General features: G+C 43.0%; 20 protein-coding genes and 1 other RNA gene. 13 read left to right on the forward strand and 8 right to left on the reverse strand.

Annotated elements, in window-relative coordinates:
• Window positions 1–75: 75 nt before the first annotated feature.
• From MN869_RS06535 to MN869_RS06545, 3 genes are read right to left on the reverse strand one after another with little or no spacing between them, the layout of a single operon-like run.
• Window positions 76–744 carry an HAD family hydrolase gene (locus MN869_RS06535; protein WP_033134342.1) on the reverse strand — a complete coding sequence of 223 codons (669 nt, stop codon included), beginning with the start codon at window positions 742–744 and terminating at the stop codon, window positions 76–78.
• A gap of 39 nt (window positions 745–783) precedes the next feature.
• Window positions 784–4,380: an AAA family ATPase gene (locus MN869_RS06540; RefSeq protein ID WP_033134341.1), complete on the reverse strand. Its 3,597-nt coding sequence runs from the start codon at window positions 4,378–4,380 to the stop codon at window positions 784–786.
• 9 nt (window positions 4,381–4,389) lie between these two features.
• On the reverse strand, window positions 4,390–5,640 hold the full coding sequence (locus tag MN869_RS06545) for an exonuclease SbcCD subunit D (protein WP_033134340.1): 1,251 nt from the start codon (window positions 5,638–5,640) through the stop codon (window positions 4,390–4,392).
• A gap of 163 nt (window positions 5,641–5,803) precedes the next feature.
• Here MN869_RS06545 and MN869_RS06550 point away from each other — a divergent pair, with 163 nt between their 5' ends.
• Window positions 5,804–6,586 (forward strand): crotonase/enoyl-CoA hydratase family protein, encoded by a 783-nt coding sequence (locus tag MN869_RS06550; RefSeq protein ID WP_033134339.1) that lies wholly within the window; start codon window positions 5,804–5,806, stop codon window positions 6,584–6,586.
• Between the two features lie 29 nt (window positions 6,587–6,615).
• On the opposite strand, the gene MN869_RS06555 is transcribed toward MN869_RS06550, so the two are convergent.
• The gene (locus MN869_RS06555) at window positions 6,616–6,993 is read right to left on the reverse strand and encodes a VOC family protein (protein ID WP_033134338.1); all 378 of its coding nucleotides are present in this window, start codon (window positions 6,991–6,993) and stop codon (window positions 6,616–6,618) included.
• Between the two features lie 157 nt (window positions 6,994–7,150).
• Here MN869_RS06555 and MN869_RS06560 point away from each other — a divergent pair, with 157 nt between their 5' ends.
• The 3 genes from MN869_RS06560 to MN869_RS06570 all read left to right on the forward strand — a co-directional run bounded on the left by MN869_RS06560 (window position 7,151) and on the right by MN869_RS06570 (window position 9,331).
• Window positions 7,151–7,603 (forward strand): GNAT family N-acetyltransferase, encoded by a 453-nt coding sequence (locus MN869_RS06560; protein WP_033134337.1) that lies wholly within the window; start codon window positions 7,151–7,153, stop codon window positions 7,601–7,603.
• Window positions 7,604–7,893: 290 nt separating this feature from the next.
• Window positions 7,894–8,340, forward strand: a complete 447-nt coding sequence (locus MN869_RS06565; protein ID WP_033134336.1) for an ABZJ_00895 family protein — start codon at window positions 7,894–7,896, stop codon at window positions 8,338–8,340.
• Window positions 8,341–8,425: 85 nt separating this feature from the next.
• On the forward strand, window positions 8,426–9,331 hold the full coding sequence (locus MN869_RS06570; RefSeq protein ID WP_033134335.1) for a TIGR01777 family oxidoreductase: 906 nt from the start codon (window positions 8,426–8,428) through the stop codon (window positions 9,329–9,331).
• On the opposite strand, the gene thiO is transcribed toward MN869_RS06570, so the two are convergent.
• Both thiO and hemB read right to left on the reverse strand, forming a co-directional pair.
• Window positions 9,317–10,438, reverse strand: a complete 1,122-nt coding sequence (gene thiO, locus MN869_RS06575; RefSeq protein WP_033134334.1) for a glycine oxidase ThiO — start codon at window positions 10,436–10,438, stop codon at window positions 9,317–9,319. The two genes, MN869_RS06570 and thiO, sit on opposite strands and share 15 nt — an antisense overlap.
• 59 nt (window positions 10,439–10,497) lie before the next feature.
• Complete coding sequence (hemB, locus tag MN869_RS06580; RefSeq protein ID WP_033134333.1) at window positions 10,498–11,511, reverse strand: porphobilinogen synthase; 1,014 nt, start codon at window positions 11,509–11,511, stop codon at window positions 10,498–10,500.
• Between the two features lie 170 nt (window positions 11,512–11,681).
• Here hemB and MN869_RS06585 point away from each other — a divergent pair, with 170 nt between their 5' ends.
• The 6 genes from MN869_RS06585 (at window position 11,682) to MN869_RS06610 (ending at window position 17,787) form a co-directional block, all read left to right on the forward strand.
• Complete coding sequence (locus MN869_RS06585) at window positions 11,682–12,179, forward strand: thioesterase family protein (RefSeq protein WP_004805214.1); 498 nt, start codon at window positions 11,682–11,684, stop codon at window positions 12,177–12,179.
• Between the two features lie 126 nt (window positions 12,180–12,305).
• Entirely contained in the window at window positions 12,306–13,103 is a 798-nt protein-coding gene (locus MN869_RS06590) for a class I SAM-dependent methyltransferase (RefSeq protein WP_033134332.1), read from the forward strand.
• 200 nt (window positions 13,104–13,303) lie between these two features.
• Complete coding sequence (gene antA / locus MN869_RS06595) at window positions 13,304–14,719, forward strand: anthranilate 1,2-dioxygenase large subunit (RefSeq protein ID WP_033134331.1); 1,416 nt, start codon at window positions 13,304–13,306, stop codon at window positions 14,717–14,719.
• Between the two features lie 3 nt (window positions 14,720–14,722).
• A complete protein-coding gene (gene antB, locus MN869_RS06600; protein WP_005190880.1) occupies window positions 14,723–15,214 on the forward strand; it encodes an anthranilate 1,2-dioxygenase small subunit in 492 nt (163 codons plus the stop codon).
• A gap of 6 nt (window positions 15,215–15,220) precedes the next feature.
• Window positions 15,221–16,270, forward strand: coding sequence for an anthranilate 1,2-dioxygenase electron transfer component AntC (gene antC, locus MN869_RS06605; RefSeq protein ID WP_164467935.1), 1,050 nt, complete (start codon window positions 15,221–15,223; stop codon window positions 16,268–16,270).
• Between the two features lie 182 nt (window positions 16,271–16,452).
• Window positions 16,453–17,787, forward strand: a complete 1,335-nt coding sequence (locus MN869_RS06610) for an MFS transporter (protein ID WP_033134356.1) — start codon at window positions 16,453–16,455, stop codon at window positions 17,785–17,787.
• Window positions 17,788–17,835: 48 nt separating this feature from the next.
• Here the strand turns inward: MN869_RS06610 and MN869_RS06615 are convergent, their stop codons facing one another.
• Window positions 17,836–18,822 carry an AraC family transcriptional regulator gene (locus MN869_RS06615; RefSeq protein ID WP_033134355.1) on the reverse strand — a complete coding sequence of 329 codons (987 nt, stop codon included), beginning with the start codon at window positions 18,820–18,822 and terminating at the stop codon, window positions 17,836–17,838.
• Between the two features lie 473 nt (window positions 18,823–19,295).
• Between MN869_RS06615 and MN869_RS06620 the strand changes: the two genes are divergently transcribed.
• From MN869_RS06620 to ssrA, 3 genes are all read left to right on the forward strand, one after another.
• Entirely contained in the window at window positions 19,296–20,444 is a 1,149-nt protein-coding gene (locus tag MN869_RS06620; protein WP_033134329.1) for an HlyD family efflux transporter periplasmic adaptor subunit, read from the forward strand.
• A gap of 6 nt (window positions 20,445–20,450) precedes the next feature.
• On the forward strand, window positions 20,451–21,977 hold the full coding sequence (locus MN869_RS06625; protein WP_004805230.1) for a DHA2 family efflux MFS transporter permease subunit: 1,527 nt from the start codon (window positions 20,451–20,453) through the stop codon (window positions 21,975–21,977).
• 124 nt (window positions 21,978–22,101) lie between these two features.
• Window positions 22,102–22,460, forward strand: a transfer-messenger RNA (tmRNA) gene (gene ssrA, locus MN869_RS06630).
• 256 nt (window positions 22,461–22,716) lie between these two features.
• Here the strand turns inward: ssrA and MN869_RS06635 are convergent.
• Window positions 22,717–23,322 (reverse strand): nitroreductase family protein, encoded by a 606-nt coding sequence (locus tag MN869_RS06635; RefSeq protein ID WP_004805232.1) that lies wholly within the window; start codon window positions 23,320–23,322, stop codon window positions 22,717–22,719.
• Between the last annotated feature and the right edge of the window lie 25 nt (window positions 23,323–23,347).

Genomic DNA, 23,347 nt, shown 5'->3' on the forward strand with positions numbered 1-23,347 from the left:
ATGACTTCGCACTTGACCAAATGGTTATGCCTGAATTTTTAAAGGGCTTTGTGCATATTTTCTTTTTTAAGTCATTTATTCTAAGCATGTTAATGTTTTGATGAAGTTTTTAAAATCATGAAGATTTTGATCAGCTATTGCTGAGGAAATCGCTGGATTGGGATGAAAGAAAATAGTTTTCATCCCGACAGCCTTTGCACCTTGTATGTCTGCCAGTTCATTATCTCCGACAAAGGTACAATCTTTTGGGTGAACACCAAGCTGCTGACAAGATAATAGAAAAATTGCGGGATCGGGTTTTCTAAGTCCGACTGCTTCGGAAACAATGATGCTAGAAAAGTATTCAGTCAGCCCTAGCGCATAAAAATTATGTTCTTGAAAGGGCGTTCTGCCATTAGAGATTAATCCAATTAAATAGCCTTGCTGTTTTAATTGGATGATGATGTTTTCCACATGTTCAAAGCAGCATGAAAATTTATTAAAGTCATGAATATAACTGGCTAAAAGGATTTCTTTAGCATGACCTTGAATTGAAAATTCATGAATCAGATTTTCATAAACACGATCTTTCCAAACTTTGCCATTATCATCTAATTCAAGAAAGCGTTGGATAAATGGCTCTCTATCATCGGCAGCAACCAATTGAAAGAAATTAACCTGCCAAGTAAGGAATTTTATTAACGACGTTGTTCGATCTAGTAAGGTTTGATCGAGGTCAAAAATAACCGCTTTTTTCTGATTCATGTGATTTAAGCATGGTGATTATTTAATCATCATAATGCTTTAACCAACAATTTCAATCCGACTCGAACCTGACCCAATTGGCTGTACCTGAATCTGTACAGGAATTCGTTCATGCATTTCCTGAATATGTGAAATCAACACCACTTTACGGCCTTGGCTTTGTAATTGATCCAGCGCATTCATCACCATATGCAAGGAAGAGGCATCCAACGTCCCAAAACCTTCATCAATAAATAGTGATTCGATTTTCATGGAACCAGAGGCCATATTGGCAATTGCCAAGGAAATCGCAAGGGCAGTGAGGAAGGACTCTCCACCGGATAGTGAAGCCACGGAGCGGGTTTCTCCATCCATATCATGGTCAATGATGGCTAGGCTGAGGGAGTTATCCAAACGTTTTAAGGTATAGCGTTGTGACAACATGCTGAGTTGTTGATTGGCGTATTCCAGAAGAATATCCAAATTGTATTGCTGGGCTAAATCACGGAAATCTTTACCCTTAGAATCACCAATCAAACTGGAAATTTTATTCCAACGGTGTTCCTGCTGCTGAATCTGCTGGATCTGATCAGCAAATTGCTTTTGCTTGGCAAGGTTTTGTTGATGTAGTTCCAGTTTCAGTTTGAATTGATCACGTTGTTCAGCTTGTTGCTGTAGCTTCTCATGATTGAGATGGATGTGCTCAAGCAACTGGGTATATTCGATAGGTGGCTGTTGTTGCTGATGTGTCTGTAATTGCTGTTGCAACGTTTTTAGGGCAGAGGCGGCCTCATTGAGCAAGCGTTCTGCATGTTGTAGCGATGTTCGAATTTGCTGCTCTTGCTCAGCACGAATAGCAAGTAAATCCGCTAATTGTTGTTCTTCAAATTCAGGATGCTGGTCTAACCAGGCTCGGATTTCAGTCTTGGATTGGACAAGGGTAGCTTGTTGCTGCTGCTGTTGGGCTTTGAGCTGTTCCAGTTCATTTTTCTGCTGTTCAAAGCTTTGACGAGCTTGTTCAAAACGCTGCTTGATTTGCTGATATTGATTTTGGAGTTGCTGACGCTGTTGGTCGTGTTGGTTTAACCATTCATTGGCTTTGAGTTCGGTTAAACCTGTCATTGCCACAATCAGTTGATGCGCTGACTCTGTATTTTGTTTGCCTTTAATCTCGACATCTTTGAGTTGCTGGCTAAACTCGGTATGTTGAGTGATCAAGCTGGTTAAATTGGACTTTAATAGACTCAGTTGCTGTTCAAGCTGCTGCTGTTGTTTGCTGAGTGTTTCAGCTTGTTCAAGCTGTTGAACACGTTGCTGTAAACGTTGTGCTAGCTGTTGGGCAGAGCCCAGCGTTTGCTGCTGCCATAAGTTTAGTTCATCGTTGCTCAGGCAATCCACAACATGCTGAATCTGTTGCTGTGACTGCTGTACGCTTTCAAGTTGATAGCGGATATTTTGAATCGTTTGGGTCAGGTGATAGTGGTCTTTATTGGCCTGATGCAGTTGTTGTAATTCAATTTCAATCTGCTGTTTGAGTTGAGTTGCTTCACTCGTCCATTGTTGTTGAGCTACCGTGATTTCAGCATGTGGTTTGGTTAAATCTAACTGAATGTCGAACTGTGCTGCATGTTTGACTAATTCTTGATGTTGCAGTTTGAATTTGTCATCGGCTTGTTGCATGGCAGATTGCAATTGAGTCAGTTCGGTACGAATCTGGGTGAATTGCTGCTGTGTGTTTTGCCAAAGTTGAAAGCATTGTTGCTCTTGTTGAATGGCCTGTTGCTCTTGCTGTTGTTGCAGCTCATACAAGGCTTTGGAGAGCTGACTGGCATCATCACGGTAGGGGTGTTCGGTGCTGCCACAGACCAGACAGGCCTCGCCGTGTTTGAGTTCTGCACGGAGATGTTCAATATTTTCAGCATGCAATAAACGTTGTTGTTGCAACATTTGCTGTAATTTTTCCCGTTCAGTTTTGGCAGACTGGAATTCGCCTTGGCTGGTTTGCAGTTGTTGTTCAAGCTGCTGATGTTGTTGCTGTGTGCTACTGAGCTTATGGCTTAGTTCATCCCGTTCTTTTTTAAGCTCAAAATAATGCTGTAACTTTTGTTGAATCAGATCCAGTTGACTCAATCGGGCTTGTTGCTGTTCCCTGAGTTTTTGTTTCTGTTCAAGCTGGCTTTCAATCTGTTGTGGTGTGCCAAATTTTTGAATGAGCTCATTCAATACGATCTGATCTTGTTCAAGCTTGGATTGTGCCTGTTGAATCGAACCTAAATTCTGTTCGACTTTTTGGTATTGCTGAATAAATTGCTGCAGCTGCTGAAGATGTGCATTCAAGCCTTTATCTAAAGTAGAGAATTGTGCGCTCTGTTGCAGTTGTTCAGAGCAGCTTTGTTGTTGTATAGATAGACTGTGGCGACTTTGTTCAAACTGCTGCTGTTGCTCAAGTAATGGTTGTTGTTGCGCTTCGTTTTGGTTTAAGCGAACTTTGGTTTTTTTATATTCCTCGGCAATATATTCACGTTCCTGTACATATTTACGCACTTGAGTGAGTTCATGCTGATGCTTTTGTTCAAAACTCTGAAATTGCTGTAAGGCCGTTTCAGCCTGCGTATAAGCTACTTTTTCTTGCTCAAATTGGGTGCTTAAAGTGCTAAAGTGCTGCTGCTTGTGTTGAATCTGGGGTTCAAGCTGTTGCAGTGTTTTTTCTAGCTGTTGTTGTTGGAACACAATCGGACGAATGCCTGAAAAGGTTTCGAGTTGGCTGAGTCGATTGCGATCTGCGGCTAAAGCCTGATGTGCTTGAATTTGAATGTCATGCTGTTGCTGTTTTCGTGTGATTTCAGTTTCGAGTTTCTGTCGCTGTTCAAACCATTGTTGCTGTTGATTAAGCTGAACTTTGTCGGCTTCCAACCGTTGAACCTGTTGTTGTATCTGCTGAAATTGAGTCTGTAACTCGGCAACTTCTTCATCTGAACGGATTTCAATATGGCCGAGCACATTTTCCAGTTGCTTGCGTTGGTTGCTAATTTCACGGGTTTTTTCAAACGCCAGTTGTCCAATTTTGGCAAAAATACTGGAATTGGTCAGATATTCGAGTAATTCACCACGCTCATTATCGCGTGCCTTTAAAAAAGCGGTGACCTCGGACTGTGCCAACAGTACCGCACGGGTGAATTGCTCAAAACTCAGTTGAGTAATCTGTTGAATATGCGCTTCAACCGCTTTGGTTTTATCTGCAATCACCACGCCGTCAGTCAGGCATTTGAGTGAGCGTTGCACACTTTGCAGTTTGCCACTGGCATTTTCACGGGCACGTTTAATTTCCCAACGTGCGAGATAATGTTTCTGATCTTGTGCCACAAAACACAGTTCAGCAAAACCATGTCCTGTACCGCGACGTAGAACCGTTAAAGGGGAGTTGGTCAGCAGTTCCGAACCATCGACATCTAACAGTTTGCCGTCACTTTCTTTGAGGCGGGGAATTTTATTAAATAAGGCCAGACACATGGCATCTAGAATCGTAGATTTACCTGCGCCCGTTTTTCCAACAATGGCAATCAGTCCCGCACTGGCCAAAGGCTCAGTTTCAAAATCAATAAAATGCTCATCTGCCAGAGATGCCAAATTTTTCAGTCGAATTGATAAAATTTTCATGGCAGCTCCTTAAACAGTCTGATCATCTTCAAGTTGCTTTTGCGCTTCTGCGACCAAACTCATAAAGTCTTGAGTGACTTCATCATCAGCGTGATAGCCCTTTTTCTCCCAAATTTGCTTAAATAGTTTTTCGGGTGTCGGTGGTTCTAAGCTAATAGTTTGCTTGCTCTCGGCATTAGTTTCATTGGAGAGATATTGTCTGGAAATCCGCACCAGTCGATAACGATCTTTGGGCAAAGCATCTTCAAATTGTTGTCGTAAATTAGGCTGTGGTGGTGTCGCGGTATGATATTCGATATCGACATATTCGCGATGCTCGAGATTTTCGATCGGTTCATTTGGCAGATTGCGAAGGCGCTGCATGACTACAGTGAGTTCATCTTTAATTTTATGCAGTTGAATACTTCTGGGGATCGGCAAAGCTTCAAAGTTAAACGAATCTTTACTTTTTTTAGAATCAATCGTGACTTCAACCACTTGGTGTTTATAGTTGATTTCACTAAATGACAGTGGAATTGGTGAACCGCTATAACGAATATGTGGATGCTGTACTTTTTGCGGTTTATGCAAATGCCCCAGTGCCACATAATCAATGCTGTCGTCGAACAGAGCTGTAGATAGGGCTTCTTCATTACCAATAATAATCAGCCGTTCTGAATCGGAGGTTTCTCCGCCTTGCATATGCGCATGTGACATCAGAATCAGGGCCTGATCATCGGTTTTACGACGTTTGGCTTCTTCGATTAACTGTTGGTGTAGATAAGCAATCGCATTTTGACTGTTGGTGGTGTGCTCATTAAAGCCTGTAATTTCAGCTGAACGTAGGAATGGCAGGGCAATACACCACGCTACAATCTGCTTTTGTTCATTATAAATCGGCAAAATTAAACGCTCTAAGTCGAGGGTCTTATCTTGATTCCAGCGAATCACACCGACCGTTTTTGCGTTATATTTTTCTAATAAGGGTTCAACTTGTTCAATGCGATAACCTGAGTCGTGATTGCCAGCAATCATTAAGGTTTGCATATGTGGGGCAAGCTCATGTGCATCGGCAAGAAATTGATAGAGTTGTTTTTGTGCCTGTGAACTCGGGTTGATCACATCAAAGATATCACCCGCAATTAATAATGCATGCGGTTGTTTGGCTTTGATCTGCTCAAGTAACCATGTCAGAAATTGTTCATGTTCGTAGTGGCGGGAATGATTATAAAAAAACTGCCCCAAATGCCAGTCAGACGTATGAAAAAAACGCACGGTCATAAATGAATCTAAAAATAAAATAAACCCGAATAAGGTAGCACGTATTCAGGTGGAAGGGAGAGCCTTGATGAGCAGAAAAGCACTACAAGATCTGCCTTGATCATTTTTCAACGATGCTCTAGTTTGATCTCAATGCCATTATTTTAACAATGAGGAAGATAAAATGAGCTTAGGTCAAGTAAGCCGTGAAATTTTTGATCAGATTATGCTGATCGGTCTGGATCGTGTGGAAAAACGCAATGCTTTTGATAGCCATATGATTCATGATCTATCTCAAGCCTTGACTGAATATGAAAACCAGCCTGAACTACGCTGCGCCGTGATTTTTGCGCATGGTGATCACTTTACTGCGGGCTTAGATCTGGTGGAATTACAGTCCAAAATTTCACAAGGTATTTTTAATTTTGAGGCTGATCAGATTAATCCGTGGGGAACGGGCGGGCGGCATCGAACAAAACCTGTGGTGGTGGCTGTCCAAGGGATTTGTTATACCGCTGGCGTGGAACTCATGCTGAATGCTGATGTGGTGATTGCCAGCGAAAATACGGTCTTTGGTCAGCTCGAAGTGCAACGTGGGATTATGCCTTTTGGCGGTGCAACGGTGCGCTTTGTACAAGCTGCGGGTTGGCAAAAAGCCATGCCTTATTTATTAACGGGGAAGACCTTTAATAGCAAAACGGCGTATGAGCTCAATCTCCTGTCTGAAGTGGTGGAATCAGGGCAACAACTTGAACGTGCCTTGGAAATTGCCAAAGAGATTTGTAGTGCCGCACCGTTGGCAGTGCAAGCTTTATTAGCATCTGCAACCGATGCAGTCGTGGAAGGTCAAACAGTTGCATTTGAAAAAATGAACAATTATTTGATGCCGCTGTTTGTATCTGAGGATGCTCAAGAAGGCGTTCGTGCCATGTTAGAAAAACGGCCACCGCAGTTTAAGGGGCGGTAATCATTTTACTTTAACTTGAGTTTAGCAAGTTATTGCGCCCGCTCATCTATTTCACAAATCCCAAAGGTATTATGATCGAGGTCGATGAAATAGCCTTGCCAGCAGCGGTTCGGGATCGCAAATTTATCCATGGCGATAATCCCACCTAAACTTAGGATTTTAGCTGCAGTTTCATCGAAATTTGCCACCTCTATACTACAGGTAAAGGCATTGGTTCCACATCCTGTTGCTGGTGTTGCTACAGGACGTTGTAATAAACCGCCATGAATTCCTGTGGTTGCGATACGATAATATTCAATCGGTAGGCCTTCTACTTTTTCAAATTGCCAGCCAAATACGGATTGATAAAAGTGAATGTCACGTTGTGGATCTGATGACTGAATTTCAAAATAAATAATGCTGTTCATTCAATCTGTCCCTAATTTTTATAGTCGTAGAATTATTCTAAAGAGATATGGAATTGAAAGACGAGACATTTATGTAAGCAGCTGCGCATTTTGCGGTTTAATCATAAAAACGCGTTGAATACATTTGAGTAAGATATAAGAGGTTAATTCTGTATTGATGAAAATTATTAAATTAGCGAATCATCCTGAATTGCAAGAACAGGCTGCAATCTGGTTTTCAGATAAATGGGGGATTCCTATTGAGGCCTATCGAGACAGCATACAAACCTCGATTGAACAGCCAGAGGGAGTTCCGCAATGGTATGTGATTTTGAATGAACATCAGCACATCATTGCTGGCACTGGAGTGATCGACAATGATTTCCATGAGCGCAAAGATATCAGTCCAAACCTATGTGCTTTGTTTGTTGAGGAAACTTACCGAAAGCAAAATATCGCCAAACAACTATTGGATTTTGCCCGAGCAGAAATGAGAAGTTTAGGATTTGAAAAGCTTTATCTGGTGACAGATCTAGATGATTTTTACGAAAGGTGTGGCTGGACATTCTTAACCATGGTGACAGAAGATGAGGGTGGACTGATTAAAATGTATGTTGCCGATACGGTTTAATTAAAATACAAATTTCAGGCAAATAAAAACCGACGATTCGAGTGATGATAAATCGTCGGTCAAAATCTTTTTCAATGGTTCTGGCTGCTAACACAACCATTGTTAAAGATGGAGAGTCATAATGAAAGGTCACCGAAAACATTGCGGATGCCGTGCAATGTACAATCGGTTGCTGCGACCTTGTACCTTATATAACGCTACTGGTTGAGGATTGGTTGACATAAAAATGAAAAAAAAGTGAAAAAAATTTATAATTATTTTCTAAAGCCAGTCTAATTAGGTTTATCTTTATGATTTCATTGCGTTTGTACTATATCTGGTTTTTTATAATTTGTTTTACTGCAACATTGTTGGCAGGCGTACTGGCCGCTATTTTACCAAATAGTATTGGTGGCGTGTTGACTGCGGTTCCTTATTTAATTGCGATCATTGTTATTTTATTCAAATTTCTCAAGCAACAACGCCGTGCACCGATGGCACAGGAACGGACACGTTTAAGCATCGGCTTTAGTCTGATCTTTTGGGGCTATAACGCATGTGGCTTACTTCTTGGTCTGTTTATTTTTGCACGGAAAGATCCCGAAGTTTGGCAGAACTTTTTACTCTATCTGAAACAGCCCCAATTTTTGCTAACGGTATTGGCGATGTGGTTTGTGATTGCTGTACCATTATTCTTAATTACCTATTGGTTTTATGGACCGCAAGCACAGAGAATGGCCAATAAAATGTTCAACTAGTTGAACAAAGTTCACTTGTAATTCACTTTCATTCTGCTAAGACTGAGATATCGAGCTGATCAATATCATGCAGGATGAGAGTGCGATGCAAAAACAGACAGTTTTAATCACAGGTGCAAGTGGCTTTATTGGCTCACATTTGTTGCCTTTTTTATTAGAACGACAATATCAAATTATTGCACTGACTAGACAGCCAAATCGAGTTTCTCAGCATTCAGCACTACGATGGGTGAATGATCTTGATCAAATTGAAACGCAACAAATTGATTATGTGATTAATCTGGCTGGTGAAAATATTGGCGCAAAACGCTGGACTGAACAGCGTAAGCAACAATTAATACACAGCCGTGTTGCGGTGACAGAACAACTGTATCAATGGCTGGAAAAACGGCAAATTTTTCCGAAAGGTATTATTTCTGGTTCTGCGATTGGTTATTACGGTATTGATCCACAAGAACAATGGAAGCTTATTTGTGATGAAAATACAGCACCGCAAGCGATTTTTATGTCTGAGCTTTGCCAGAAGTGGGAGCAAACCGCTTTAAAATTTAGCCAACAAAATACCAAGATCATTCGTTTGGGTGTAGTTTTTGGACAGGGCGGGATTTTGCCACAAATGCTGTTACCGATTCGATTGAATGCGGTTGCAAAAATTGGTTCGGGACGACAACCGATCGTGTGGATTCATATCCAAGATGTACTGAATGCCATGGTTTTTTTGCTGCAATCCAATCACAGTCAAAAGGTGTATAACCTTGTCGCACCTGAACAAATCAATCAACAACAATTTGCTCAAACGGCTGCTCACATTTTAAAGCGCAAACCTTTTATGCGAATGCCTAAGTGCGTATTTACGTCGATGCTTGGCGAGCAAGCACAGCTTATTTTAAATGGTCAATATGTGGTGCCCAAAGCCTTGCTGGAACAGGGCTTCCAATTCCAATATCCAGATTTAAATGAGGCTTTAACTGCAATTTTAGCAAGAAATTAAATCTTGTCGCTTTAAACGCGAAGGTGAATAAGCATTCGGATCAACCAGCGTATCTTGTCCTAAAATGAGTTGACGTAGCAAACGTGCTGAACCTGAGCCCATGCATAGGCCATTGCGGAAATGTCCAAAATTGGCCCAAAGATTTTCCAGTTCAGGCATTGCGCCGATATAGGGAATGCCTTGTGGAGAACTCGGACGTAGGCCTGCCCAGCGTTTTACAATCGGAAATTGTGCTAATTCAGGCACCATATCTAAACAAGCACTGAGAATATCCTGTTGAGTGTGTTCATCCACCGCAGTACTAAAGCCCGTATCTGCCATGCTTGAACCACAGACGATATGACCATCTTGACGTGGAATTAGATACATCACCCGATTCATGCACATGGTTGGAAGCCAGTTTTCAGGGGTTTTAAATAACAGCATTTGTCCTTGCACGGGATGCACGGGGATATTGCGTTGGGTTTGCTCGGCCCATTGCTGACTCCATGCCCCAGACGTAATCACGACATGATCCGCGCTAAATTTCTGACCATCTTCGGTTTCAATTCCGAGTACTTTCTTATTCTGAATCATTAATTTTTTAACAGGACATTGTTCAAAGAAGCGCACGGCAGGGTGCTGTTTTAAGTAGCAAATTAACGATTGTAATAAACGTGGATTGCGAACATTTGAGAGTTGTGGGAAATAAATAGCTTGTTGGAATTTCTGGGAAATATAGGGATTAATGTTTTCTAGTTTGGGGCGATTGAGCAGTTCGCATTGCTGCATCGGTTCTTGGTACCGAGAGGCATAATTTAAGCCGATCTCGAAATCTTCCTGATCAAAGATCAGCATGCCTGTATCGTGGATCTGAAAATCAATACCAGTAATGGGAAGTAGTTTTTCATTCCATGTTTGGTAGAGCTGTTTGCCATATTGGGCCAGCTGATTGACTTCGGGCGCATAACGCCAAGGATACATGGGTGAGAGGATACCTCCACCCGCCCATGAGGCAGCTTGACCTGCAAGTTGTTGGTCAAAAATATCGACAGAGCAGCCTTGTTCAGCAAGTTCCAATGCTGACATTAAGCCACTAATACCCACACCAATGATGGCAATATGCATGATAAAGTTAAACCAGTTTAAAAATTCCCCTCTTTATAAAAGAGGGGTTAGGGGAGATTTTATTTCATCTCTTTTAATTTACGTGCTGCATCTTCCGCAAAATAGGTCCAGATCCCATCTGCACCTGCACGACGGCAGCACATCAACGATTCTAGAATCACGCTGTCAGAGAGCCAACCGTTTTGAATCGCACCCGCAAGCATGGCGTATTCACCACTGACTTGATAGATAAAGGTCGGAACACCAAAAGTATCTTTGACTTCACGAACCACATCTAGATAAGGCATACCCGGTTTGACAATTACCATATCTGCACCTTCTTGCAGATCCAGCGCAATTTCATGCAAGGCTTCGGCACGGTTGCCAATATCCATTTGGTAATTGTATTTATTGCCACCTTTCAGGTTGCTGGCAGAACCCACCGCATCACGGAAAGGGCCGTAGAAGCTTGAGGCATATTTTGCTGAATAGGCCATGATGTTGGTGTAGATAAAATCATTTTGCTCAAGCGCTTGGCGGATCGCACCGATACGGCCATCCATCATGTCACTTGGCGCAATCACATCTGCACCAGCCGCAGCATGACTAAGTGCTTGTTTCACTAGGCATTCAACGGTTTCATCATTGAGTACATAACCCGTGTCATCAATAATACCGTCCTGACCATGCGTGGTATAAGGATCAAGCGCACCATCGGTAATCAAGACCATCTCTGGTAATTCTTTTTTAAGTAGGCGGCACGTCGCCTGAACTAAGCCATTGTCATCCCAAGCGGCTTCCGCTGTTAAGCTTTTATCTTGTTGTGGTGTGACAGGGAATAGGGCAAGTTTTGAAACCCCGAGTTCAAGTAAGGTTTCTGCTTTTTTTAGTAATAAGTCAGCCGATAAGCGCTGCACATTTGGCATGCTTGGAATGTCTTGAGTTTGTTGTTGTCCTGGTAATACAAACACTGGATAAATCAAATGATTCGCAGTTAAATGAGTTTCGCTGACCATGGCACGAAGTTGGTCATTTTTACGGATACGGCGCATGCGAGTCGCAGGAAAAGCTGGACGATTGAACGTATAAGTCATAACAATCTCGATGTTCAGTATTACACTATAGGAATAATTGAGGTATTAAGTCACGCTAGGGAGAGCTTAGCGCTGTTACCCAATTACAGAACCCCGCTATTGTAGCCCCATATTTTTAGATTTGTGCAAAATAATGGAAAGTTATTCTTTCCATTGAGTGTAGGCCGCGTATGAATGATGTAAAGAGAAACTGGACTGGGAATATTCAGCTAGGTGCTAAGGCAGACCACCAAGTGGTTTTAAAACAGCTGTGCAAGGCATTCAATGCCTGTCCTTTTTTTAAATACAGTGGCATGGTCATGCGAGTGGTCGATGATCAGATTGAAGCGTATTTTGAGATGCAGCCAGAACTGGTGGGGAATGTTGCATTTCAGATTTTACATGGTGGCGTTGCTGCCACGATTCTGGACAGTATTGGTGGGGTGGTTGCGATGGAGCAGCTTTATCGCCGTGCCACACCAGAAGATTTACCCGATACCATAAAAAAAGTATCGCGTTTAGCCACGGTGGATATGCGGGTGGATTATCTGGCACCTGGGCGTGGCAAACATTTTATTGCCCGCGCTGAAACCTTACGCCTAGGTCGTAAAGGTTGCACCATGCGTATGACCATGGTCAATGATGAAGGTAAAGCGATTGCAACCGCGATTGCGTCTTATGCCTATTAATTTAGATGGCACAAGCTCAGCTGTCTTTTAGGCAGTCGTTTCTGTCCTGAACTCCGCTTCCTTTTTTCGCATTGATATCGTATTTCTATCTTGAACGATTTAAGTGTCAGAAAAGGGAGCTTCATTGTGGCAAAGCCAATCCATCATTTCGATTTTCTCAGCCATAATCGTGCAGCTTGGGATCAGCAGGCGAGAGAGCAGCAGGCTTGGTCACGTCCTGTCAGTCATGAACTGATTCGTGCAGCTCGTCATGGTGATTGGGAGCTACATATCACACCAAAGCCATTATCCAAAGCATGGCTTGGCGATATTGTCGGAAAAAACATCCTGTGCTTAGCCTCTGCTGGTGGTCAACAAGCACCTGTATTGGCTGCTGCGGGTGCGAATGTCACGGTCTTTGATCTTTCTGATCAACAATTGCAGCAAGACCGAATGGTTGCTGAACGGGAAGGGCTTCAGCTCAAGACCGTGCAGGGAGATATGTGTGATTTGCAGGCATTTCAGGATGCTGAATTTGATCTGATTATCCAACCGATTTCAAACCTGTATGTTGCCGATGTTGAAGCGGTATGGCGGGAATGCTATCGGGTACTCAAACCGCAAGGGGTTTTAATCGCCAGTTTTTATAATCCAGTGGTTTTTATTGCAGATCGCAATCCTGAATATGCCAAACAGGGGCTGATTCACCCGATTTATAAATTGCCTTATTCCGATCTTCAAGATCTGGGTGCAGGTGCGCTCAATGCCAAACTGCAAGCAGGTGAGGCAGTGGTGTTTGGACATAGCCTCACGGATTTAATTCAGGGGCAACTGACCGCAGGTTTTTTTATTCAAAGCTTTTATGAAGATGATCAACCACAACCACGCTTTTTGGTGGATCAATTTATGCCAACCTTTTTGGCAACACGGGCAATTAAAAATTAACAGCCTATCTTGCTAAAACATCATTCGATGAGTCTAGTTGAGGTGCGAATATTTCCACCTCAATTGGCTTTATTATCTAGCAATCGTGTGATCCTAAAATAATTCCCAAACTGGATAGAGATCTGGAAAAAGTGGATAGAGTCCAGCCATAAATCAAGCTTCAATCATGAAAAGGTTTTTATGGATTGGAGGAGATAAAAATGGCTCCACGTAATATTGCAGAATGGCAAGATTTCATCACAGGATGTTTGGATTTTCGCCCGAAAGAGGGTGTATTCCGTATCGCACGCGAGATGTTCACAGAAGCTGAGCTTTTCGATTTGGAAATGGAATTGATCTTTGAAAAAGTCTGGATCTACGCCTGTCACGAAAGTGAGATTCCCAACAATCATGATTTTTTAACTGTTCAAATTGGACGTCAACCGTTGATCATTAGCCGCGATGGCCAAGGTCAACTGCATGCCATGGTCAATGCCTGTGAGCATCGTGGTGCAACCTTAACCCGTGTGGCCAAAGGCAATCAATCGACCTTTACCTGTCCGTTCCATGCGTGGTGTTATAAGTCTGATGGCCGTCTGGTCAAGGTCAAAGCACCTGCTGAATATTGTGAAGATTTTGACAAGTCGAGTCGTGGTCTCAAACAGGGACGCATTGCCAGCTACCGTGGTTTTGTTTTTGTCAGTCTGGACACACAAGCCACAGATACCCTTGAAGACTTTTTGGGGGATGCCAAAGTATTCCTCGATTTAATGGTGGAGCAGTCGCCAACAGGTGAGTTGGAAGTCCTGCAAGGCAAGTCTGCCTATACCTTTGCAGGAAACTGGAAGCTGCAAAATGAAAATGGTCTGGATGGCTATCACGTCAGTACCGTGCACTATAACTATGTCTCAACGGTACAGCATCGCCAACAGGTCAATGCGGCCAAAGGCGATGATCTGGATACCTTGGATTACAGCAAATTAGGTGCAGGCGATAACCAAACCGATGATGGCTGGTTCAGTTTTAAAAACGGTCACAGTGTCTTATTCAGTGACATGCCAAATCCAGCCGTGCGTCCTGGCTATGACACGGTGATGCCTTATCTGCTGGAGAAATATGGCAGTAAACGTGCTGAATGGGCCATGCATCGTCTCAGAAACTTAAACCTCTATCCAAGCTTATTCTTCATGGATCAGATCAGTTCCCAACTGCGAATTGTCCGTCCGGTGGCATGGAATAAAACCGAAGTGATTAGCCAATGTCTGGCAGTAAAAGGCGAGTCGACTGAGTCGCGTCGTAACCGTATTCGCCAGTTTGAAGACTTTTTCAATGTCTCTGGCTTAGGTACGCCTGATGATCTGGTGGAATTCCGTGAACAGCAAAAAGGCTTCCAAGCACGTTTAGAGCGCTGGAGTGATATTTCCCGTGGACAGCATAAATGGTGTTATGAGCTGACGCAGAATGCACAGGATCTCGGGATTCAACCTCTGATCACGGGCCGTGAACTGACGCATGAAGGCTTATATGTCAATCAACATGGTCAATGGCAGCGCCTAATGCTGGAGGGCTTAAATCGCAAGGCCTTAAAAATGCAGGATATTACCTATCAGTTAGATACTGTGACAGAGGAGGTCTAAGCCATGACTGCTGAATTACATTTTGCTGTTTCACAATTTTTATATCAGAAGTCTGAACTGTGCGATTGCTATGATTGGGATGCCTATCTGGAACTGTATGATGAAGATAGTGAATATCACATTCCGCAATGGATTGATGATCATCGTTATGTCGAAGATCCGAATCAGGGCTTGTCTTATATCTATTATGCTGATCGCTCAGGACTTGAGGATCGCGTGTTTCGTATCCGTACCGGCAAAGCCGCATCAGCCACGCCATTACCTCGCACGCAACACAGCATTCAAAATGTACAGGTTAAAGCCCTACAGAATGGCTTAATTGAAGCCAAAGTTGGATGGAGCACTTTATATAATCGTCAAGGTCTGGAAGGTTGTTTCTATGGACATGCCACTTATCTGTTAAGACCTACGGCAGAAGGATTCCGTATCCGCCGTCAACACACGATTTTGCTGAATGACAAAATTGATTCGGTCTTAGATTTTTATCATGTTTAAGGGAGCATCATGATGGGACATTCAGTTGCGCTTAATTTTGCCGATGGAAAAACCTTTTTTATTTCAGTCCAAGAGGATGAGTTACTGTTGAATGCCGCCATTCGTCAAGGCATCAGTTTACCCTTGGATTGTCGTGAAGGTGTGTGCGGGACCTGTCAGGGACAATGTGAAACAGGCATTTATGAACAGGAATATGTCGATGAAGATGCCTTGAGTGAGCGTGATTTGGCTGAGCGTAAAATGCTGGCCTGTCAAACGCGGGTCAAATCCAATGCCGCCTTCTATTTTGATCATAGCTCCGAGATGTGCCATGCAGGTGAAACCTTAAAAATTGCCAGCAAAGTGACTAAGCTTGAACTGGTTTCAGAGAGCACCGCCATTCTGCATGTCGATGCCAGTTCATATACCAAGCAACTTGAGTTTCTGCCGGGTCAATATGCGCGTTTGCAGATTCCTGAAACAGAGGATTGGCGTTCTTATTCCTTTGCCAATCGCCCTAATCTAGACAATCAACTGCAATTTTTAATTCGGTTATTGCCCGAGGGAGTGATGAGCAATTATTTGCGCGAACGTTGCCAAGTGGGGCAAACCATTATGATGGAAGCACCTTTGGGCAGTTTCTATTTACGTGAAGTGCAACGACCGTTGGTCTTTATTGCAGGCGGCACAGGTTTATCCGCTTTTTTAGGCATGTTGGACAATATTGCCGAGCAAGCCGATGCGCCTGCGATTCAATTGTTTTACGGGGTCAATCAGGCAACCGACTTATGCGAACAGTCACGTTTACTGGCCTATGCAGAAAGGATGCCGAATTTTAACTATCAACCCATCGTCACCCAAGCTTCGGAAACTTGGACAGGCAAAACAGGTTATATCCATCAGCATCTGAATCGGGATCAATTGGCGGAACAGGCTTTTGATATGTATTTATGCGGGCCACCGCCGATGATCGAAGCGGTCAAAAGCTGGCTGGATGAGCAAGCATTAACTAATTACCGTCTCTATAGCGAGAAGTTTTTACAAAGCAACAGTGCACGTATTGCACTCGATGCTTAATAGAGAAAGGGATGGAACATCGTGATGACCATCCCTTTTTTATTCATCAAAAACATCATCCTCAACATTAAAAAATATTGGATGTATGCAATCAGACGACTCTGAAGGAGAGATTGACGACACATATTGAATTGATCCAAGCAACAGAAGTTTTAACAGAATTTGCTTTTAAGGGAATAAAGATGAAGACAGTTGATGTTAATACAGTAATCAATCGTGACAGTTTATCGCCGCTGCAATGGCTGGTATTTACACTGGGTTTCTTGGTGTTTTTTTGCGATGGTTTAGATACAGGAATTATTGGTTTTATCGCACCCGCCTTATTGGATGATTGGGGTATCAGCAAGCCTGAATTGGCACCTGTACTCAGCGCAGCACTGGTGGGGATGTCGATCGGTGCAATTATTTCAGGGCCATTGGCAGATCGGTTTGGGCGCAAAGGGGTGATTGTATTCACGACCTTATTATTTTCCGTATTTACCATCTTGTGTGGTTTTGCTTCTTCCACGCAGGACTTGATGATTTACCGTTTTATTACCGGTGTGGGCTTGGGTGCGGCGATGCCAAACATCAGTACCATTGTTTCTGAATATATGCCTGCGAAACGTAAAGCTTTTCTGACTGGTTTGGCGGGATGTGGGTTTATGTTAGGGATTTCCTGTGGTGGTTTGTTGTCTGCCTATTTACTGGAAAATCTCGGTTGGGCTAAAGTGGTGATTTTGGGTGGTATTATTCCCTTGTTCCTCGTGGTGGTGTTATTACTGAAATTGCCAGAATCAGTGCCTTATCTGATTAAACGAGAGCAGCAAGCCAAAGCGCAACAGATTCTGGTAAAAATTCAAGGTCATGCATTTACCGACACCGTTAAAATCGAGTTGCCACACCTTGATGTGGATCGCAGTGAAAGTCCTGTTAAAACAGTTTTGGGTAAATATCTGTGGGGTTCTGTGATGTTATGGCTGTGCTGTTTTATGAGCCTGTTGGTGTTCTACTTATTGACCAGTTGGATGCCAACCATTTTAAAAACCGCAGGCTTTAGCACACAACAGTTTAGTTTAATTGCTGCGATTTTCCCTTTTGGTGGGGTGATTGGTGCCATCATCATGGGCTGGTATATGGATAAACTGAATCCAACTCAGGTGATTAAATATGCCTACCTGACAGCATTTATCATATTTATCGTTGCGGGCTTCGTCAGTTCCAGCATCCTATTGCTTGGCATCAGTATTTTCCTGATTGGGGCATTGCTGACAGGAGCGCAATCGTCTCTATTACCTTTGGCGGCATTGTTTTATCCATCACAATGTCGTGCGGTTGGGGTGTCTTGGATGCATGGCATTGGTCGCGTCGGTGCCATCTTTGGGGCGTTCTTTGGTTCGTATATCTTTACTTATGAGATTAGTCTTGGCGGAATTTTCTATTTGCTGGCCTTGCCGACCTTTATCGCTTTTATTGCCTTGAGTTTAAAAGCTATGCGTCAGAACAATAAAGTCAAACCCGTGTTAAGCACCAGTTAATTATAAAAAAAGCCCAGTACGTTGACTGGGCTTTTTATTTAAGAGTGTTCACTCATGTTTATTTCGGGTTTCACTTGGTTTTTCCCCAAATTCATCTTTATATTCCTGAGCAAAACGGCTGAGGTGATTAAAACCCCAGTCATAAGCCAGTTTGGAGATTGAAATTTTTTGATGCTTGGCAGTATTACTCAATATTTTATAGATTTGCTGTAGGCGATATTTACGTAGATAGGCCATCGGACTCAGGCCATAATGCTGCTGAAATTCTTCATAGAGTTTTGATTTAGAAACACCTGCCAAGGTGTGTAAGCTTTCGGCATTGAGGGCTTCTTGAGCATGCTGAATGATAAAGTTTTTTACTTTGCGCAGATAGGCTGGTTCGCCTCGGTTGCAACGTTCATGTAAGGCTGCAGAATAATTATTTTCCTGAGACAGCAGCAGGGCTTTAATCACAAAATTTTCATAGTCCTCAGAAAACATGGGTAGGCCGGAAAAGTCGGCATAGTGTGATTTTAACTGTAAAAAGTTTTCAATATTGTGCCACCATGCCTGCATCAAGCCAGTCATCGATAAGGAAATTTCAGGGTTAAAGACGATGGCTTCTTCAATCGGTTGATTCAGGAGTTCGGACAATACCAATTGCAGGCTGTTTTCAGGAATCACCACCTGAAATTTTTGACAGTCCTGATTGATGACCAAATCCTGTAAGTCCTGATTGGAGACAATTAAACCAGTTTGTGCATCGGATTGGTATTTTGCGCCACGGATACTCAGCGTTTGTTTGCCATGAAAGGGCAGGCTGATGCTATAAGCTTTCAGGTTGGCAATATTGATAGCGACATTGGCGCCATAACTAATGGTTCCGATCGCCATTTTTTTATGCGGTAAACGAATCCCGTCATAATGAAAATCGAGTGTTTCTCGACATAGGGTATCCAAGCGGTGTTCACCACAGATCATTGACATCAGATCTTGAGCAAAGTCGGCCTGATGCGAGTGATGGATAAGATCCATGTTTTGGCTGAGTGATGTCATCGTCCTTTCACCTAGCGAAGTGTTTGTTGTTTTAGCAGCAAGAAAAATGCCATTCTGATCCATAAATGACCGTGCTTTTCTCGCGTGGAAGAATGAATTGCCGCGCAAAAATCAATATTCCACCTAAGTTCATTAGAACAAATCCAGCCAAATACACAAGCCTATTCCACATATATCTTCATGCTTTATAGGTATGTTAAGGATTGCTGTATCAGAGAGGATTACGAAAATCTCTCGCTTAGAACCCAAACTTTAAGTTTCTTATCATCGTTAAAATATCAATTTATAAGAATTGAACGCATCAGTTATTTTTTTTAATCTCGCCATATGATTTTTTATCGTTAAAATGTGAAATGGTTTTTGTTCTTATTTTCATTTTTGGTTTTTTTAACATTCAGTTAAGTTTTCAAAATTAAACTGATCGGCTGATTAAACCAAAAGTTAAAAATCTCTTTAATTTTCAGGAATAACTTATGACTGACGCTCAAGCCAACCTACAGGATGCTGCTTCAGATTCGGCATCAGATGATGCAATGAAAGCAAAACGTAAAAAATTCCTCGGATTTTTCGCACTCATTCTCATTCTCGCTGCAATTCTGTATGGCATTTGGGCGTTATTCTTTAATCATTCGGTCAGTACCGATAATGCTTATGTCGGTGCAGAAACTGCACAAATTACCTCAATGGTCAGTGGGCAAGTGGCTGAAGTCTTGGTCAAAGAGACTCAACAGGTCAAACAAGGCGATGTATTGGTACGTATTGATGAACGTGATGCCAAGATTCAATTGGCACAGGCGCAGGCAGAACTGGCTAAAGCGCAACGCCAATATAAACAAAGCCAAGCCAATAGCAGCTCTTTAAATTCTCAGGTTGTGGTTCGTAATGATGAAATCACCAGTGCACAGGCACAAGTGACCAAAGCACAAGCCGATTATGATCGTGCTGCATTGGAATTGAATCGTCGTAATGAACTGGCTGCATCAGGTGCAATTTCTAAAGAGGAATTAAGCAAGGCGCAAAGTGCGGTTTCAACAGCAAAAGCCAGTCTGGATTTGGCGCAAGCAGGTTTGGCGCAAGCCACCTCAAGCCGTAAAGCGGCTGAAAGTACCTATGCGGCCAATGAAGCCTTGATTCAAGGGGTGAATGAAGCATCTACTCCTGATGTTTTAGTTGCAAAAGCGCATGTGGAACAAGCGGCACTGGATTTAGAACGTACGGTGATTCGTGCGCCTGTTGATGGTGTCATCGCCCGCCGTAATATTCAGATTGGACAACGGGTTGCGCCTGGAACCGTAATGATGTCGGTGGTGCCTGTCTCTGCACTGTATGTCGATGCCAATTACAAAGAAAGCCAATTGGCGAAAGTCAAAGCAGGGCAGAAAGTGACTTTACGCTCTGATTTATATGGTGATGACGTGGTTTATCACGGCGTGGTACAAGGTTTCTCAGGCGGTACGGGTGCAGCATTTGCCTTGATTCCTGCACAAAATGCCACAGGAAACTGGATTAAAGTGGTACAGCGTTTACCTGTGCGTATCAGTCTTGATCCGAAAGAACTTGCAGAACATCCATTGCGTGTAGGGTTGTCGATGCAAGCGGATATTGATCTCGCATCGAAGTAATCAGCCATGAAAACGCAAAATCCATTTGCAGAACTGAGTGGCGGGCGCTTACTACTTGCCGCGTTTGTGATCGCCCTTTCAAATTTTATGGTGGTACTGGATACCACCATTGCCAACGTGTCTGTGCCTCATATCACGGGGAACCTTGCTGTTTCTAGTTCTCAAGGCACATGGGTCATTACCTCTTATGCCGTTGCAGAAGCGATTTGTGTACCGTTAACTGGTTGGCTGGCAGGACGCTTTGGTACAGTTCGGGTGTTTGTTTTTGGTCTGATTGGATTCACCATCTTTTCATTCCTGTGTGGTTTGGCAACATCCTTAGAAATGCTGGTATTTTTCCGTATCGGACAAGGTCTCTGTGGCGGGCCATTGATGCCACTCAGTCAAACGCTATTGATGCGGATTTTCCCACCTGAAAAACATGCTCAGGCAATGGGATTGTGGGCAATGACCACAGTGATTGGACCGATTCTCGGGCCGATCCTTGGCGGACTCATCAGTGACAATCTGTCTTGGCACTGGATTTTCTTTATCAATATTCCTGTAGGTATTTTCTGTGTTTTAGCAGCAATACGTTTGTTGTCGGTGGCTGAAACCAAAACTGAAAAACTGCGGATCGATGCGATTGGTCTAGGCCTGTTGGTGCTCTGGATTGGCGCACTGCAATTGATGCTTGATCTGGGACACGAACGCGACTGGTTTAATAGTAGCAGTATTATCATGCTGGCCTTGATTGCCGTAGTTGGTTTTATCGTGTTTATGATTTGGGAATTGACCGAAAAGCATCCTGTAGTCAATTTGTATGTATTTCGACATCGGGGCTTCGCCGTGTCTGTACTGGCGCTGGCCTTTGGCTTTGGTTCCTTTTTTGGCAGTATTGTACTGATTCCGCAGTGGCTGCAAATCAATTTAGGTTATACCGCCACATGGGCAGGCTATCTCACCGCCACCATGGGCTTTGGTAGTCTGACCATGTCGCCCATTGTAGCGAAGCTATCGACTAAATATGACCCACGCGCCTTGGCCAGTTTTGGTTTGGCTCTGCTCGGTGTCGTGACCTTAATGCGTGCCTTCTGGGTGACTGATGCGGACTTTATGGCTTTGGCTTGGCCACAAATCTTGCAAGGCTTTGCTGTACCATTCTTCTTTATTCCATTGTCAAATATTGCAATGGGTTCAGTCTTGCCACAGGAAATGGCATCGGCAGCAGGTTTGATGAACTTCTTGAGAACCATGGCAGGGGCGATTGGAGCTTCAATCGCAGTTACCATTTGGGATGATCATGCCAAAGTGGCGCGCAGTGAAATGGTGAATAACTTACATCCGCAAGAAGTACAAAATACCTTATTGCAAAATGGATTCTCCTCTGATGCAACACTCGCCACGATTGCCAATCTGGTGGACAAAGAGGCGATTACCATGTCTGCCAATCATGTGTTTATGTTGTTGGCGATTGTATTTGTGTTTGCCAGTGCTCTGATCTGGATGAGTCCAAAACCTAAACCCGTGGCTGGTGGACCTGCACCACACTAATGTGAATCGGGACTTGAAAAAGCAAGTTCCGCAACAATATAAGCTTATAAGCGCATATTTTGCTCAATGCTTAGAAATTAAGATTTAAATTCTAGTCATTTATGCTATGATTGCGCTGTACTTTGGGGATGTTCCTGGCTTCGACGCTGGTGATGAAACTCATAGATGCATGCCGAGAGCGCATTTCCTCTCGTAAATCAAATTTGCATTTTTTAGTCGCAAACGACGAATCATACGCTCTAGCTGCCTAAGGGCAGCTTGTCCGCCTCTCTGAATACTTGTGGTTAGAGAGTCCGACTGAAGCGCACGCACACAAGTCCGTATAAAGCCAAGCCTCGGGGCTTTGTACTAAACTTAGAGGATCGCGATTTGTACCCTGTTCGTCGGGTCACAAAGAGTTAAAATAGTAGACGATATCTAAGCATGTAGTATTCTCGGGCGTAGTGCTGGCGGACGCGGGTTCGACTCCCGCCATCTCCACCAAAATATTATTCGGGATTGTTCGATCCGATATGAAAAAGCCTTTAAGTTCAATACTTAAAGGCTTTTTTATTTGCCTTTTTGTCCGATATTATCCGACCTAATTTTTGCTTTTTAAGGGGCAGAATTGGAAATTTTGACTTTTAGTATGTATATCTTGATAAAAAATAAACTCAAATCCTTAAGAATTTGAGTTTATTGATAACACCATCTGATCAATCCGAAGACAGAATGATAATCTAAAGATCATTAAAACAGACTAGAATGAATCAATAGTAATAAGGTTATCATAAGGCAATTTCCCAACTCTAGGGTAAGGTTGCGATGCTGATTTACCAACAGCAATCATTAAACACACTACATGATCTTCAGGTAAGTTAATTAGCTTTGCCATCGCATCAAAGTCAAAACCATCCATAGGGCAACTGTCTAAACCATGTTCTTGAGCAAGTAACATCAAAGTTTGAGCAAAGATACCCGCACTGCGCATGACTTCATCACGTTGGGTTTGCGGGCGGTCACGGTAATATTGGTCAATTGCGCCAACCATAATATTTTGAACTTCTGGTGAAGCCCCATCCCATACATGCTTCGCATCAACTTCCCATGTACTGACTTTTGCACATAAAACAATCAATAATGATGATTCTGTAACTTGTGGCTGATCCCAGGCAATTGCTCTTATCTGCTTTCTTAATTCAACATTCTCAACCAGCACGGGTCGCCAGTGCTGAAGGTTAAAGGCACTCGGTGCATTTTCCATGACACTGCTTAATAATTTCTTTTTATCTTCATCCAAGATTTTGAAATCTGGATCAAAGCGTTTAATGGCACGGCGTTGTTGAATTGCATCGATTACATTCATACATTATATCCTTGAATCTTTTTTG

Source organism: Acinetobacter sp. NIPH1876 (genome assembly GCF_022808535.1).
Lineage (GTDB): Bacteria > Pseudomonadota > Gammaproteobacteria > Pseudomonadales > Moraxellaceae > Acinetobacter > Acinetobacter higginsii.